The sequence below is a fragment of the Paraburkholderia tropica genome (assembly GCF_900109265.1).
In the GTDB taxonomy this organism is placed as follows: Bacteria; Pseudomonadota; Gammaproteobacteria; order Burkholderiales; family Burkholderiaceae; genus Paraburkholderia; species Paraburkholderia tropica.
Map to the genome: position 1 here is coordinate 17,995 of NZ_FNZM01000010.1, position 14,613 is coordinate 32,607.

The following is a 14,613-nucleotide window of genomic DNA, read 5'->3' on the forward strand; positions in this document are numbered from 1 at the left end:
TGTCAGCAGGCAGTGCAGAGTCCCGCGCGCGGCGTGCTGACGCGTCGCGCGCGGGCGCAGCGAGCGCAGTCGTCGCGCTCGCTCGAACCGGCGGACCTCGACAGACTGGCGCATAGCGTATGACCGAACCCTTGCTGACGATGCGCGGCATCGTCAAATCCTTCGCGGGCGTGAAGGCGCTCGACGGCATCGACCTGACCGTGCGGCCCGGCGAATGCGTGGGCCTGTGCGGCGAAAACGGCGCAGGCAAATCCACGCTGATGAAAGTGCTCTCGGGCGTGTATCCGCATGGCACCTGGAGTGGCGAAATCCGCTGGGAAGGCGCGCCGCTCGAAGCGCACAGCGTGCGCGACACCGAGCGCGCGGGCATCGTCATCATCCATCAGGAACTGATGCTCGTGCCGGAATTGTCGGTGGCCGAGAACATCTTTCTCGGCAATGAAATCACGTCGCCCGGCGGCCGCATGAATTACGCGGCGATGTACCGGCGCGCGGATGAATTGCTGCGCGAGCTGAACATCGACGCCATCAACGTCGCCCAGCCGGTGATGAATTACGGCGGCGGCCATCAGCAATTGATCGAAATTGCGAAGGCGCTCAACAAGCGCGCGAAGCTGCTGATTCTCGACGAGCCGTCGTCGTCGCTCACGGCGGCGGAGACGAAGATCCTGCTCGACATCGTGCGCGATCTGAAGCGTCGCGGCGTGGCCTGCGTGTACATCTCGCACAAGCTCGACGAAGTCGAAGCGGTCTGCGATACGGTGAGCGTGATCCGCGACGGCAAGCACGTGGCGACCGAGCCGATGGCCTTGCTCACGACCGACCGCGTGATCGCGATGATGGTGGGCCGCGAGATCAAGAATCTCTTTCCGCGCGAGCCGCACGACATCGGCGAGGTGGTGTTCGAAGCCCGCAACGTGACCTGCTACGACGTGACCAATCCGCGCCGCAAACGCGTGGACGACGTCTCCTTCTCGGTGCGGCGCGGCGAGATACTCGGCGTGGCCGGGCTCGTGGGCGCGGGGCGCACGGAGACCATGCAGGCGATCTTTGGCGCGTATGCGGGCGCGTGTTCGGCGACCGTGGTGCTCGAAGGCAAGACGCTCAGGATCGGTTCGCCGCTCGACGCGATTCGCGCGGGCATCGCCATGGTGCCGGAGGATCGCAAGCGTCACGGCATCGTGCCGCAACTGGGCGTGGGCCACAACATCACGCTCTCGGTGCTGGAGCGTTTTTCGAAGCGCGGACGCATCGACGCCGCCGCCGAACTCGACACGATCCGCACCGAAATGCAGCGTCTTTCGGTGCGTGCGGCCAATCCCATGCTGTCGATCGCGAGCCTTTCGGGCGGCAATCAGCAGAAGGCCGTGCTCACCAAGATGCTGCTGACCGACCCTAAGGTGCTGATCCTCGACGAACCCACGCGTGGCGTGGACGTCGGCGCGAAGTACGAGATCTACAAGCTCATGTTCCAGCTCGCGAAGCGCGGCGTGGCCATCGTGATGGTGTCGTCCGAGCTGCCGGAAGTGCTTGGCGTGAGCGACCGCGTGCTGGTTATCGGCGAGGGCGAATTGCGCGGCGATTTCGTCAACGAAGGTCTCACGCAGGAACACATTCTCGGCGCCGCGATTCAGAGCGCGCGCGCCCAACCCATTGCAGAGAGTGCAGCATGACCCCAGACGTCACGACCCCCGCTGCGCGCGATGACCAGTTGCCCGGTGGCAGCGGCTTCGGCCTGCGCTTTCAGCAACTGTTCGCGCGCTACAAGATTCTCGCCTTGCTGCTCGCCGTCGCGGCGATCTGGGTGTTCTTCTCGGTGCTCACGCACGGCGCGTTCGTCACGCCGCGCAACGTCTCGAACCTGCTGCGGCAGATGTCGATTACCGGCATGCTCGCATGCGGGATGGTGTTCGTCATCATCGCGGGCGAGATCGATTTGTCGGTGGGCTCGCTGCTCGGCCTGCTCGGCGGCGTGGCGGCGATCCTCGACGTGAACCGTCACTGGCCGATCGGCGCGACCGTGCCCGTGGTGCTCGCGCTCGGCGTGCTGATCGGACTCTTCAACGGCTGGTGGTCGACGTATCGACGCGTGCCGTCGTTTATCGTCGGTCTCGGCGGCATGCTGGCGTTTCGCGGCGTGCTGCTCGGCATTACCGGCGGATCGACGATCGCACCTGTTTCGGATTCCTTTGTATTTATCGGGCAAGGCTATTTGCCGCGTGTCGCGGGCGATGTCATCGCGTTCGCGCTGTTCGTGCTGCTGGCAGTGCTGACCGTGCGTCAGCGCGCGAATCGCCGGCGCTATCAGTTGAGTGTGGTGCCGCTCTGGCAGGACGCGGTGAAGATCGTCGGTGCCGGTGCGATCGTGCTGGCTTTCGTGGTAATGCTCGACAGCTACGGCGGCATTCCCGTGCCGGTGCTGCTGCTGCTCGCGCTGCTCGGCATCTTTACGTGGGTGGCGACGCAGACGGTGTTCGGCCGCCGCATCTACGCAGTCGGTTCGAATCTCGAAGCGACGCGTCTTTCGGGCGTCAACACGAATCGCGTGAAGCTCGCCATCTTCGCGCTGATGGGCCTCATGTGCGCCGTCGCGGGCATGGTCAACACGGCGCGTCTCGCGGCGGGCTCGCCGTCCGCGGGCACGATGGGCGAACTCGATGCGATCGCGGCGTGCTTCATCGGCGGCACCTCGATGCGCGGCGGTTCGGGCACGGTCTATGGCGCGCTGATCGGCGCACTCGTGATGGCGAGTCTCGACAACGGCATGTCGATGCTCGACGTGGACGCGTACTGGCAGATGATCGTGAAGGGCGGCATTCTCGTGCTCGCCGTGTGGGTCGACGTGGTGTCAGGATCGAATCGTCGCTGACGAAACCGCAGACGATAGCAAACGTGGTTTTCGTCACATGAAGTTGGCATCGACTATGCGACGAACGTGCGGTAAATGAATTGAAAATGAACGGGCGGACCATCGGTGCCGCCCGTTTTCTTTTATCGGTGTCACGCACCTTTCATGAAGCAATTGCCGCAGGCATGATGAACGCAGCCGTGTGCGGTCGCGCGATCTATTGCGCGGCGCGCAGCAATGCGTGCGCTTGATGCAGCTTCGATACATGCGGCCAGGAATCCTGCCACAATCGATTCGCCGTGTACCGCTGGCGCGTTACTTACGCCGCGCGCCGGCCATCTTCGTCAAGGTGTTGCGCGCCTCGCGCGACATCGCCGCTCTGTCACTTTTCCGGCGCAACCCGCGTTGCGTCGTGCCGTTCCGCGCGCTGCGGCACGGCGCCGAACAGGAGACAAGTCCGCCATGCCTACCCTCTGTGAAATCTGCAATGCGCGACCCGCTGTCGCGCGCGTGACTGTCGTGCAAAACGGCGAGCGCAAGTCGATGTCGATCTGCGACTACGACTATCGCCAGCTGATGCGGCATCAAAGCATGCTCAATCCGTTCGATTCGCTGCTGGGCGGCGGCGGTTTGTCGCGCTTCTTCGGCGGCATGGAAGGCGGCGGCCACGATGTCGACGACGATCACGGCTTCTCCGCCGAAGTGCCGCGCGAGTCGGTCGACGCGACCGATGCCTTCAGCGAGCAGACACTCGAAATTCTCCAGCGGGCCGCCGAGAAAGCGCACGAATTGCGTCGCACCGAACTCGACACCGAGCACCTGCTTTACGTGCTCGCCGACACGGACGTGTGCGCGGCGCTGCTCAAGGAACTCAAGCTCTCGCCGCAGGACATCAAGGGCTATATCGACGCGCACGCGCAGCAAGGCACCGCGCGCGAAGACGCAGCCATCGACAAGATGACGATCTCGCCGCGTCTGAAGAAGGCGTTTCAGTTCGCGTTTCAGGCGTCGCGCGATCTCGGCCATTCATACGTCGGCCCCGAGCATTTGCTGATCGGCCTCGCGGCGGTGCCGGACAGCATCGCGGGCACGCTGCTCAAGAAGTACGGCGTGACGCCCGAGGCGCTGCGCCAGAAGGTGGTGAAAGTGGTCGGCAAGGGCGCGGAAGACGGTCGCGTGGATGCGCCCACGAACACGCCCACGCTCGACAAGTTTGGCCGCGATCTCACGGCCATGGCGCGGCAGGGCAAGCTCGATCCGGTGCTGGGCCGCGCGCAGGAAATCGAGAACACGATCGAGGTGCTCGCGCGCCGCAAGAAGAATAATCCGGTGCTGATCGGCGAGCCTGGCGTGGGCAAGACCGCGATCGTCGAAGGGCTCGCGCAGCGCATCGTCAATGGCGACGTGCCGGAAGTGTTGCGCGGCAAACGACTCGTCGAGGTCAACATCAATTCGATGGTCGCGGGCGCGAAGTACCGCGGCGAATTCGAGGAGCGCGCCAAGCAGTTGATCGACGAAGTGACCGCGAAGAACGACGAGCTGATTCTCTTCATCGACGAACTGCACACCATCGTCGGCGCGGGGCAGGGCGGCGGCGAAGGCGGGCTCGATATCGCGAACGTGCTCAAGCCCGCGCTCGCGCGCGGCGAGCTGAGCCTGATCGGCGCGACCACGCTCAACGAGTATCAGAAGTACATCGAGAAAGACGCGGCGCTCGAACGGCGCTTTCAACCCGTACTGGTGCCCGAGCCCACGGTCGAGCAGACTATCGTGATCTTGCGCGGCCTGCGCGACAAGCTGGAAGCGCACCATCAAGTCACGTTCGCCGACGACGCCTTCGTGGCCGCCGCCGAATTGTCGGACCGCTATATCACCTCGCGTTTCCTGCCCGACAAGGCGATCGACCTGATCGATCAGGCGGCCGCGCGCGTGCGGATCGGCGCGACTTCGCGGCCTGCCGATATCCAGGAACTCGAAGCGGAAATCGTGCAGCTCAAGCGCGAGCAGGACTATGCGTCTTCGCGCAAGCGCTACGACGAAGCGAAGAATTTCGAGGAACGCATCAAGGAAAAGCAAACGAAGCTCGACGATCTCACCGAGGCGTGGCAGCGCAAGACCGGTTCGGAAACGCTCGAAGTGACGGTGGCGTCGATCGCGGAAGTCGTGTCGCGCCTGACCGGCATTCCGGTCGCCGATCTCACGCAGGAAGAGCGCCAGAAGCTGCTCAAGATGGAAGAGACGCTGCGCGAGCGCGTGGTCGGGCAGAGCGATGCGGTGGTGGCCGTGAGCGATGCGGTGCGTCTGTCGCGCGCGGGGCTCGGTCAGGAGCATCGGCCGATTGCCACGTTCCTGTTTCTCGGGCCGACAGGCGTCGGCAAGACCGAACTCGCGAAGGCACTGGCCGAAACCGTGTTCGGCGACGAGCAGGCGATTGTTCGCATCGACATGAGCGAGTACATGGAGCGTCACGCGGTCGCGCGGCTGATTGGTGCGCCGCCGGGCTACGTGGGCTACGACGAAGGCGGCCAACTGACCGAGCGCGTGCGTCGGCGTCCGTACTGCGTGATTCTGCTCGACGAGATCGAGAAGGCGCACCCCGACGTCTATAACGTGCTGCTACAGGTGTTCGACGACGGCCGCCTCACCGACGGCAAAGGTCGCGTCGTGGACTTCAGCAATACGATCATCATCGCCACGAGCAATCTGGGTGCGCAGATCATCATGGAGAATCTGGAGCAGCCCGAGGCGAAGCGCAAGAGCGACAAGGATGTGCGCGGCGAGTTGATGAAAGTGCTCAAGGGCCACTTCCGTCCGGAGTTCCTCAATCGCATCGACGAGATCATCGTTTTCCATGCGCTCTCGAAAGACAACATCCGCAATATCGTGCAGATCCAGCTCGACCGCGTGACGCGCACGGCGGCGGCGCAGGGCATCACGCTGAAGATGAGCGAGGCGCTTGTCGATCATCTGGTGGAGGTGGGGTATCAACCGGAATTCGGCGCGCGCGAACTCAAGCGGCAGATTCGCCAGGAAGTGGAAACGCGGCTCGCGAAGGAGATACTCGGCGACGCGCTGCAATCGGGCGATACGGTCGAACTGGGCTACGACGCGAGCGCAGAAGAAGTCACCATCAACAAGATCGCGGTGCCGCCCGATGTGAAGGAAGGCAAGGCCGCGAAGAAGGCGAAGGGTGACGGCAAAGCGGCGAAACCCGACGTCAATGAAGTCGCGCCCGAGATTGCCGCCGACGACGCCGAGGGCGATCCGCCGCCGCCTCCGAAGAAGAACGGCAAGGGCGCGGGCAAGTCGAAATCGGCGTGATCGGTGTGATCGATATGCGCTAGAAGCGCTCGCGTGGAAACCGGCGTCGCGTGCGGCGCCGGTTTTTCATGGTCGCAAGATAGTTCGGCATACTGATGAATGGCGGTTAGCCGACTTCCCACCAGGCAGGCAGCAGCGCGCGCACGTCGGGCCGCGCAAAGCGGTCGTCGAGCAGATGCACCACGCCGCTGTCGCGCTCGGTGCGGATCACGCGGCCGGCCGCCTGCACGACCTTGCGCAGACCGGGAATCAGATAGGTGTAGTCGAAGCCCGCGCCATAGAGCGCGTCCATGCGCGCGCGGATCGCTTCGTTCACGGGGTTCACCTGCGGCATGCCGAGCGTGGCGATGAAGGTGCCGATCAGCCGCGTGCCCGGCAGGTCGATGCCTTCGCCGAACGCGCCGCCGAGCACCGCGAAGCCCACGCCGCTGCCGCCTTCGACGAAGCGTGCGACGAAGTCCTGCTGCTGCGCTTCGTCCATCGTGCGCGACTGCATCCACACCGGTACATGAGGATGACGCGCGACGAAGGCATCGGCGGCGCTTTGCAGATACGCGTAGCTGCTGAAGAAACACAGATAGTTGCCCGGGCGCTGCGCATATTGCGCGGCGACGCGCGTGACCAGCGCGTCGAGCGAGCGCTCGCGGTCCTTGTAGCGCGTGGAAATGTCGCGCGCGATCTGCACGTCGAGTTGCTCGGCGCGAAACGGCGTGCCGATCTCGACGTTCACCGTATTCGCGGGCAGACCGAGCATGTCGGCGTAATAGTGCGTCGGCGCGAGCGTGGCGGAAAACAGCGTGACGCTGTGCGCGGCCGCCACACGTGGACGTAACGCGCCCGCGGGCACGATGTTGCGGATGCAGAGCGCGGAGCGCGTGCGCTTCGCGTTGCTCGCGGCGGGCAGCGGCGTGACGTCGAAGATCGAATGCTGATCGAAGCGCTCGGCGATGCGCACGAAATGCAGCGCGTCAAAGTAAAAACGTTCGAGTTCGGGATCGCGCACGAGCGCGGGTTCCGCGAGTTGATCGCCGATCGCGCCGATCACGTCGCCGAGCGCGGCGATCAGGGCGTCGGGCAACGCGTCGCTCGCGCGCCACGCGTGCGGCTGCACGGCGTTTTCGGTGTTCCAGTGGCGCGTTAGGCGGGTGAGCGCGCGCTTGACCGGCGTGCTCGCGCCGCGCTTCACGGCGTCGAGCCGCGTCTGCACGAGTTCCGCCGAGTACATCGCGCGGGCGCGTTCGGGCAGGTTGTGCGCTTCGTCGACGAGCAGGCTCGCGCGCCATTGATTGTGCGCGGCGAGCATGAACAGCATGGCGCTCACGTCGAAGTAGTAGTTGTAGTCGCCGACGATCACGTCGCTCCAGCGCGCGAGTTCCTGGCCGAGGTAATACGGACAGACCGCGTGATCGCGCGCGACGTCGCGCAGCGTGGCGCGATCGAGCCGCACGCGCGCGAGCGCCGCCGAGCGGGCGGCAGGCAGGCGGTCGTAGAAGCCGCGCGCAAGCGGACACGATTCGCCATGACACGCCAGTTCGGGATGCTCGCAGGCCTTGTCGCGCGCGACGAGTTCGAGCACGCGCAGCGGCAGCGCTGTGTCTTCTTGCGTGCGCGTCAGCGTCGCGAGTGCATCGAGCGCGAGCTGGCGCCCCGAGCTTTTCGCGCTCAGAAACAGCACCTTGTCGATGCCCGCGCGCGGACACGCCTTCAATTGCGGAAACAGCGTGCCGATCGTCTTGCCGATGCCGGTGGGCGCTTGCGCCAGCAGGCAGCGTGCTTGTGTGGCCGCGCGCCAGACCGCTTCGGCGAGATCGCGCTGGCCGTGACGGAAGTCCGCGTGCGGCAGTTGCAGCGCGGCGAGCGCCGCGTCGCGCGCGCTGCGATGCGCGCTTTCCTGTTCGGCCCATGCGGAAAATCGCGCGCACTGCGACTCGAACGTGGCGCGCAAATCGGTGGCGCTGGCCTGTTCGGTGAGTGCGGTTTCGCGGCCCGAGGCGATGTCGTAGTACACGAGCGCGAGTTCGATCGTGTCGAGCGCCCGCTTCTCGCACATCAGCGCGCCATAGACGCGCAGTTGCGCCCAGTGCAGCGCGCGGTGGTTTTCGCGCATGGCGTCAACATCGCCGCGATAGGTCTTGAACTCTTCGAGCCGGCGTTGCGCGGGATCGTAGCCATCGGCGCGGCCGCGCACGGTCAGCGTGCCGACGGTGCCGGTCAGCGCGATTTCGGTTTCGTAGCCCGATGGGCGGCGCGCGGCGATGGCGGCATGCCCGGCGCGGCCTTCGCTCGCGTCGGGCGATGGCGTGAAGCGCAGGTCGAGGTCGCCGCGCTTCGCGGTGAACTCGCAGAGCGTGCGCACGGCGACCGTGTAGCTCATCGCGCTGTTTCCGGGTGGGACGCGAGCGTGCCGCTATCGCTTTCTTCGCGCTCGTCGCTATCTTCGCGGGCCCAGCGCGCCTGCAGCACCGTGACGGGCATGCCGTGCGACGCGCAATAGGCGAGCCAGCGGCGCTGGTTGTCCTGCAGGCGGTCGCCGGGGCCTTTCACCTCGATCAGCTCGTAGCGGCGTTCGCGCGGCCAGAAGCGCACGAGGTCGGGCAGGCCCGAGCGGTTGGCGGCGGGCTCGCGCAACAGACGCTCGAACCACAGACGCAGATGCGCGGCCGGAAAGCAGTCGAGCGCGAGCGTGAGCAGCGTGTCGTCGAGCGCGGGCCACGCGACGTAAGGCGACTGGATGCCGTATTTCTCGCCGAAGCGGGCGAAGATGGTCTCGCGATAGCGGCCGTCGTCGAGTTCGGCGAGACAGGCCGCGAAGCGCTCGGCGCGCCGACTGACGAAATCGGCGGCGTGGAGGTCGGCAGGGCCGCGCTGGAAAGGATGGAAGAACGCGCCCGGCAGCGGCGCGAACAGCGCGGGCCAGCAGAGCAGGCCGAACAGACTGGTGATTAGCGTGTTCTCGACGTAGAACACGGGCGCGTCGTCGGTGCTGAGCGCGCGGCGCGATGCTTCTTCCACGCGCAGAGCCGCCCACGCGGCGGGCAAGGTCAGCGAGAGCGTCGCGTGGGTGGACGCGGCGGTGTCGTCCGCTTGGCTTGCGTGTTTTTTCGCGCGTGTGCGCAGCAGGCGGCCGAGCGTGCGCGCCGCGCGTTGCGCCTCTTCCTCGTTCGCCGGCGCGGCGGCAATCGCCTGCGCGAGGGCCACGGCTTCGTCGCGGCGCGCGAGTTGTTCGAGCACGCGTACGCGCCGGTAGCGCGACTCCGGATGCGCGCTGTCCACGTAGGCGCGCCACGCGAGGTCGGCTTCGCTGGCGCGCTCGGCGGCGAGCCCCACGGCGTGGCGCAGGCGGTCGTGACGCGCGCGCAGCCACGCATTGCCGTGTGTGCGCGGCGCGAGGGCGTCGAGCGTATCGAGCGCGCAGGCGAGGCCCGCGACCGGATCGTCGGCGAGATCGAGCGCTTCGCGGCAGTCGCGCAGGGCGAGATAGGCGTCGATGTCGGCGCGCTGCTGGAACACGCGCGACGCCGCATCGAGCGGCACCTGCTCGTAGCGATAGACGCCCAGATCGGCGAGCACGAACTCGGTCCAGTCCTGGCGCAGATTGCCGAAGAACATCAGGCGCAGACGCTCGCACAGCGGCGCGGCGTTGAAGCGGAACACGGTGTCGGCGGAAGCGGGGAACCATGCGGCCCATTCGCGTGCGCTGGGTGCGAGAGCGTCGAGCGCGGCAAGCGTGGCGGCGCGCGTGGCGCTGCGTTTGTCGAGCGCGTTGAGCGCTTGCACGGCGGCTGCGTGCGATGGCGCGTTGGCGGTGTCGGCTAAGTCGGCCAGGTCGGCCAGGTCGGGCTCATGGGTGACTTGCGCGAGGTGCGCAGCGAGCGCGAGCAATTCCGCCTTCGTGACGATTGCCGCGAGCGCATCGAAAGCGAGCACGGGCGCGCCGTCGAGCCAGCCGCCCGCCACCAGCGGCGCAGCGGCTTCGCGCGGGCAGCCGATTTCGGCGTAATCGAGCTTGCTGGCGCGAAAATCCGGCCCTTTGCGCATCAGCATGCGCACGAACAATGCACGCGAGGCGCGCGGCAGGGCGACGAATTCGCGCAGGAAGCGGCGTTCCCCGTCGTCGAACAGGTCGGCGCAGCGCGCGTCGAGCCAGCCGAGCGCACGCTCGAAGTTCGCGAGGTAATAGAACGGATCGGGGGAGTCGGGAAGCACGCGCGGCACTGTACGGATATACAGCAGCGATGATAGCAGGCCCGCGCCGCCGCGCATCGCTTCGACGGAGGGCGTGGCCTACCGTAGGCTACAATTGCCGCAGCCTGAAAACCGAACCGCGCTTCGAGCGCATGAAAGAGCGATGAATAAACGGAATGTCAGCCTCGTCGGCCTTGCGGCCGGCGTTACCCTGCTCGCGGGATGCGTCGCGCAGTATCAGAATCCGGGCGCCTGCGAGCAGGAGATGCGCACGCGGCTGAACCAGGCGTCGCTGGGCGAACTCTCCGTCACGCATACCGCCGTGGCCTATCGCGGCGAACGCGTGGTGATCGAAGGGCATCTCGAACGCGGCGTGTTGCCGGCTTCGGAGGCGGTCGCCGCATCGGCGGCTGTGGCTGCGAGCGGGGCACATGCGGCTACGGGTGCTTCGAGTGCTGCGGTGGCGTCGGCGGCTTCGGCTGCGTCGGGCGCTTCGTCGACGCATGCAGCGGAAGCCAAGCCCTCCACGCCCGTCGAGCTGATCGCGCGGAAACTCGGCCTGCACAAGACGCCGCCCACGGCCACCGCCGCCGAGTGCACTTACGATCACACCGGCAGCCTCACGTCGTTCCACTGGCTCGCGCCGGCCGCGCTTGTGAAGACCACGCCGGCTTCCGACGCCAGCGCGCAAGACTAAGCACGTTCCGTCCATCATGACGAGGCGCGCCGCGCGCGCCTCGCTCCGTTTTCCCCCTCGTCATCAGAACGCGAAGTACGGTCCCGCGCCCACCGGCGTTGCCTGGGCCTCGATCGCCGTATAGACGCGCTTGCCGAAGAAAAACGGCAGGCCCCATCCGAACGCATGGCCGTTGTAGCCCGCCAGATTCGCGAACGCCCAGTTGCCGCTCGCGAAGAGCGTCTGCGCGCTGTCGATCGAAAGCGCGGCGGGCGCGCCGGTGCCGTCGATGCCCTTGATCGTCGCGCTGAGGCTTTGCGGCGATGACGGGCAGTACCAGACGCCGCAGCGCGTAAGCGTCGCGTTGGCGAAGAAGAAGCCGTTCGAGCCGCTGTCCAGATAGCTTTGCGCGTAGACGCTGCCGTCCGAGGTGGTGGTCGAGACGAAGCCCGTCACCGTGTTCGCGCGCAGCACCGTCGCGCCGCCGAGCGCGTTGTTCGACTGCGAGCCGATGCCGAAGATCAGCGATCCGGACACGCTCGATGCGCCGGTCGCGGCCACCGCGGGCAGGTCGAGCACGACGCCGTTGTTGTCGGTGGCGAAGGCGGCGACGGGGTTGCGCACCTGCTGCGCGAGCGGCTGCGCGCTGGCCGCGCAAGTGCCCGACGCGCACGCGTAGTACCACGATCCCGACGCCTGATTGACGCACGACGCGCCGCAGTCGGCATCGAACGGACCGACGCCGAGGATGCCGTTCGCGCGCAGCGTCCCGGGCGTCAGCATCGCGAGGCCGCGGCCCTGGCAGGCGTTCGGCGTGGCGGGCACGGCCGGGTCGGCGATCACCTGGATCGGCAGCGCGGACGCCACTTCGCCCGCGAGCCGCACGTCGGCGCTGCGCACGGCGCCCCAGGTGTAGCCGCTGCCGAAGCCCGCGCATTCGCCCGCGATGGCCTGGCCGCCCCCCGCCGACACCGCGGGCAGATTCAGTCCGGCGGGCAGCGCGGAAGCGAGCAGCCGCAGGCCCTGCGAACCGGTGTCCACCTGCACGTTGCCGATGGTCGCGCAGGTGTTCGTGCCCGGCACGCAGACGGTCACGGTCGTGGTGAGCATGTTGCGCGTCGAGCTGGGCGTGGCCGCGACGCTCACGGGATGCACGTTGGGCGTGCTCGACGGCGGCACGCTCGTATTGCTGGTGTTCGGCGCGGGCGTGGCCGCAGGGTTGACGGCGGTAGGCGCGGCGGTCGCGCTGGGGGCGGGCGGGCTGCCCGCGCCGTTGCCGCCGCCATCGCCCCCGCCGCCGCCGCAGGCGACGAGCGTGACGCTCAGCGCGAGCCCAAGGACGCTCGCGCAAGCGAGCAGGCGCATGCGGCGGCCGGATGGCGCAGACTCTTGTGCCCGCGCTGGAAGTTCATGTGCGTTCATTGCAGTGCCCTCTCAGTGATGCCGACGGGCAGCGCGCCGGGCAGCCACGCGCGCCCGATGTAACCGCGCATGTGACCGCCGGTTTCGACGATGACCGATGGCGTTTCCACGCGCGCGGCGTGCAGTTCGTCGCCGCCGGCGGCGTGCAGCGCTGCCGCGCCGCTGTGCCAGGTGGCGGCGTACGGGCCGAGGAGTGTGTCGAGATTGGGCGTCGCCGGACCTTGCCAGGTGTAGGCGAAGATCCGCCGGCTGCGGGCGTCGATGTAGACGTTGACGGTCGTGCCCGCGGCATCGGTGTAGCTCGCCATCCGCGCCTCGCCGCCCGCGACGCTGTGCGCGGGCGGCGAGGCGGCTTCGGCGGCGGGGGCGATGTCGCCGAGCGCGGCGTGCGCGACGGCGGGCAGACCGGCCAGGCACACGAGTGCGCAGGTAACTGCGCGGGCGACAGACGTGACGCGGCCCGCCTCGGTGAGGCTGCAAGTTGTCATATTTCTCTCCGTTAGATTCTTTTTTCGAGATGTTTCTTTTCTTTTTGAGAAAAGTAGCACCGGGCCCTTTCAGGCAAGCCCACCGAACGCGCGACACCGCACTGCGCAAACTCGATCGAATCTCGATAGAACCCGCAGTCGCTTGATTTGTAAGGAAAAGCTGAGCAAAAGGGCACAATCGGCAAGGCTTACCGAATGTTGATAAACGTTAATTTGATTACGGGAAATGCCGGTAAAGGCCGCGCGGACAGGGCGTTGCGCGCGAGGAAAGCGTTTCAAGCGGCGTTGTCGCCCCCGGCTTTTTGCACATCACGCCGAGTCGCCGGTAAAATGTTTGGTTGATCCACGAAACCGGACGTGGCCTAAGCCGAAGGGATTACCCGAACATGAGTGATTTTCATCAACGTCTTGCCGCACGCGCCTTTGCGCTCCTGATGGCGGGCGGGTTGGTCGCCGGCTGCAGTTCGCCGTCGCCGAACAAGATCGATTACCGCAGCGACGCCAAGGCGAAGCAGGCGTCGCTGGCTGTACCGCCGAACTTGCTGGACGAAACGTCCGACCAGCGTTCGGTGGCGCCGCAGGGCGGCGAGGCCTCGCTGTCCACGCTCAAGCAGGTCCAGAGCGACGCGCCGTCGTCCGACCAGCAGACCCAGGTGCTGCCGCAGGTTCCGGGCATGCACATCCAGCGTGACGGCACGGAAAGCTGGCTCGTCATCGACAGCCGCACGCCCGCCGACGTCTGGGCCCAGGTCCGCCGCTTCTGGCAGGAACAAGGCTTCCTGCTGGTCGTCGACCAGCGCGACAAGGGCGTGATGGAAACGGACTGGAACGAAACCCATCCGAAGATCAACGACGGTCTGATCCGCAACACGCTGTCGTGGGCCACGGGCAACTCGTACGTCACGGCCGAGCGCAACAAGTACCGCACGCGCCTCGAAACGTCGCCCACGGGCGGCACGTATGTGTTCATCAGCCAGAAGGGGCTGAGCGAGCAGCTGTCGGGCACCAACAACGAGACCAGCAAGTGGGTGCCGAAGCCCAACGATCCCGCGCTCGAGCAGGAATACCTGAAGCGCCTGATGATGACGCTCGCGAACGCCAAGCCGGGCGTGCCCGACGCGCAGGTCGCGAAGGACGTCGATGCCAAGGCCAACGCCAAGGACGCGAAGTCGAAGGCACCGGATGCGGCGGCCGCCGCCATCGCCGCGCAGAACGCCGCAGCCGTGGGTCAGAGCCAGCCGTCCACGCCGACGGGCAACACGTCGGGTCAGTACACGTCGAGCGAACTCACGCTCGGCGAGCCGTATGACCGCGCGTGGCTGCGTGTGGGCGTCGCGCTCGATCGCGCCAACTTCACCGTGGACGACCGCGACCGCTCGAAGGGCATCTACTACGTGCGCTACGTCGATCCGCAGGATATGACGTCGGCGGAACAGGGCTTCTGGAACCAGATCTTCCATGGCCGCAAGGAAAAGATCGCCAAGCAGTACAAGGTGAACGTGCGCGCTGTGACCGAGAACCAGACCCGCATCGCCGTGGTCGACGACAAAGGCCAGATCGACTCGTCGCGCCCGGCGCGCGAGATCATGGGCCTGATGGTCGAAGAGCTGCACTAAGCGATTTGCAACCGGACGAAGGCGCGCTGTCCGTCGCCTTCGTCCGGTCCGCGATCG

At 66.6% G+C, this 14,613-nt stretch carries 9 protein-coding genes; 5 read left to right on the top strand and 4 right to left on the bottom strand.

Annotated elements, in window-relative coordinates; translation table 11 throughout:
• Nucleotides 1-131 precede the first annotated feature (131 nt).
• From xylG to BMY06_RS17610, 3 genes are all read left to right on the top strand, one after another.
• Nucleotides 132-1,673, top strand: a complete 1,542-nt coding sequence (gene xylG / locus BMY06_RS17600; protein ID WP_409372386.1) for a D-xylose ABC transporter ATP-binding protein — start codon at nt 132-134, stop codon at nt 1,671-1,673.
• Nucleotides 1,670-2,869 carry a sugar ABC transporter permease gene (locus BMY06_RS17605; protein WP_065060330.1) on the top strand — a complete coding sequence of 400 codons (1,200 nt, stop codon included), beginning with the start codon at nt 1,670-1,672 and terminating at the stop codon, nt 2,867-2,869. Before xylG ends, BMY06_RS17605 begins: the two co-directional genes overlap by 4 nt.
• A 441-nt stretch (nt 2,870-3,310) precedes the next feature.
• Nucleotides 3,311-6,169: an ATP-dependent Clp protease ATP-binding subunit gene (locus BMY06_RS17610; protein ID WP_074984376.1), complete on the top strand. Its 2,859-nt coding sequence runs from the start codon at nt 3,311-3,313 to the stop codon at nt 6,167-6,169.
• A gap of 106 nt (nt 6,170-6,275) precedes the next feature.
• Here the strand turns inward: BMY06_RS17610 and BMY06_RS17615 are convergent, their stop codons facing one another.
• A complete protein-coding gene (locus BMY06_RS17615; protein WP_074984378.1) occupies nt 6,276-8,543 on the bottom strand; it encodes an ATP-dependent DNA helicase in 2,268 nt (755 codons plus the stop codon).
• Entirely contained in the window at nt 8,540-10,375 is a 1,836-nt protein-coding gene (locus BMY06_RS17620; RefSeq protein ID WP_074984568.1) for a VRR-NUC domain-containing protein, read from the bottom strand. The genes BMY06_RS17615 and BMY06_RS17620 overlap by 4 nt, the downstream gene beginning before the upstream one ends.
• Nucleotides 10,376-10,517: 142 nt before the next feature.
• Between BMY06_RS17620 and BMY06_RS17625 the strand changes: the two genes are divergently transcribed.
• Entirely contained in the window at nt 10,518-11,051 is a 534-nt protein-coding gene (locus BMY06_RS17625; RefSeq protein ID WP_074984379.1) for a hypothetical protein, read from the top strand.
• Between the two features lie 63 nt (nt 11,052-11,114).
• Here the strand turns inward: BMY06_RS17625 and BMY06_RS17630 are convergent, their stop codons facing one another.
• Nucleotides 11,115-12,395: a DUF3443 domain-containing protein gene (locus BMY06_RS17630; protein ID WP_074984381.1), complete on the bottom strand. Its 1,281-nt coding sequence runs from the start codon at nt 12,393-12,395 to the stop codon at nt 11,115-11,117.
• Between the two features lie 53 nt (nt 12,396-12,448).
• Nucleotides 12,449-12,940, bottom strand: coding sequence for a DUF2844 domain-containing protein (locus BMY06_RS17635; RefSeq protein ID WP_065060324.1), 492 nt, complete (start codon nt 12,938-12,940; stop codon nt 12,449-12,451).
• A 386-nt stretch (nt 12,941-13,326) separates the two neighbouring features.
• On the opposite strand from BMY06_RS17635, the gene bamC reads away from it, so the two are divergent.
• Nucleotides 13,327-14,556, top strand: a complete 1,230-nt coding sequence (gene bamC / locus BMY06_RS17640) for an outer membrane protein assembly factor BamC (RefSeq protein WP_065060323.1) — start codon at nt 13,327-13,329, stop codon at nt 14,554-14,556.
• The last annotated feature ends 57 nt before the right edge of the window (nt 14,557-14,613 follow it).

Bases quoted from the DNA above. Each gene is read 5' to 3' on its own strand.
- BMY06_RS17615 (WP_074984378.1), bottom strand. From the start codon at position 8,543: ATGAGCTACACGGTCGCCGTGCGCACGCTCTGCGAGTTCACCGCGAAG.
- BMY06_RS17605 (WP_065060330.1), top strand. From the start codon at position 1,670: ATGACCCCAGACGTCACGACCCCCGCTGCGCGCGATGACCAGTTGCCC.
- BMY06_RS17625 (WP_074984379.1), top strand. From the start codon at position 10,518: ATGAATAAACGGAATGTCAGCCTCGTCGGCCTTGCGGCCGGCGTTACC.
- BMY06_RS17610 (WP_074984376.1), top strand. From the start codon at position 3,311: ATGCCTACCCTCTGTGAAATCTGCAATGCGCGACCCGCTGTCGCGCGC.
- bamC (WP_065060323.1), top strand. From the start codon at position 13,327: ATGAGTGATTTTCATCAACGTCTTGCCGCACGCGCCTTTGCGCTCCTG.
- BMY06_RS17630 (WP_074984381.1), bottom strand. From the start codon at position 12,395: ATGCGCCTGCTCGCTTGCGCGAGCGTCCTTGGGCTCGCGCTGAGCGTC.
- BMY06_RS17635 (WP_065060324.1), bottom strand. From the start codon at position 12,940: ATGACAACTTGCAGCCTCACCGAGGCGGGCCGCGTCACGTCTGTCGCC.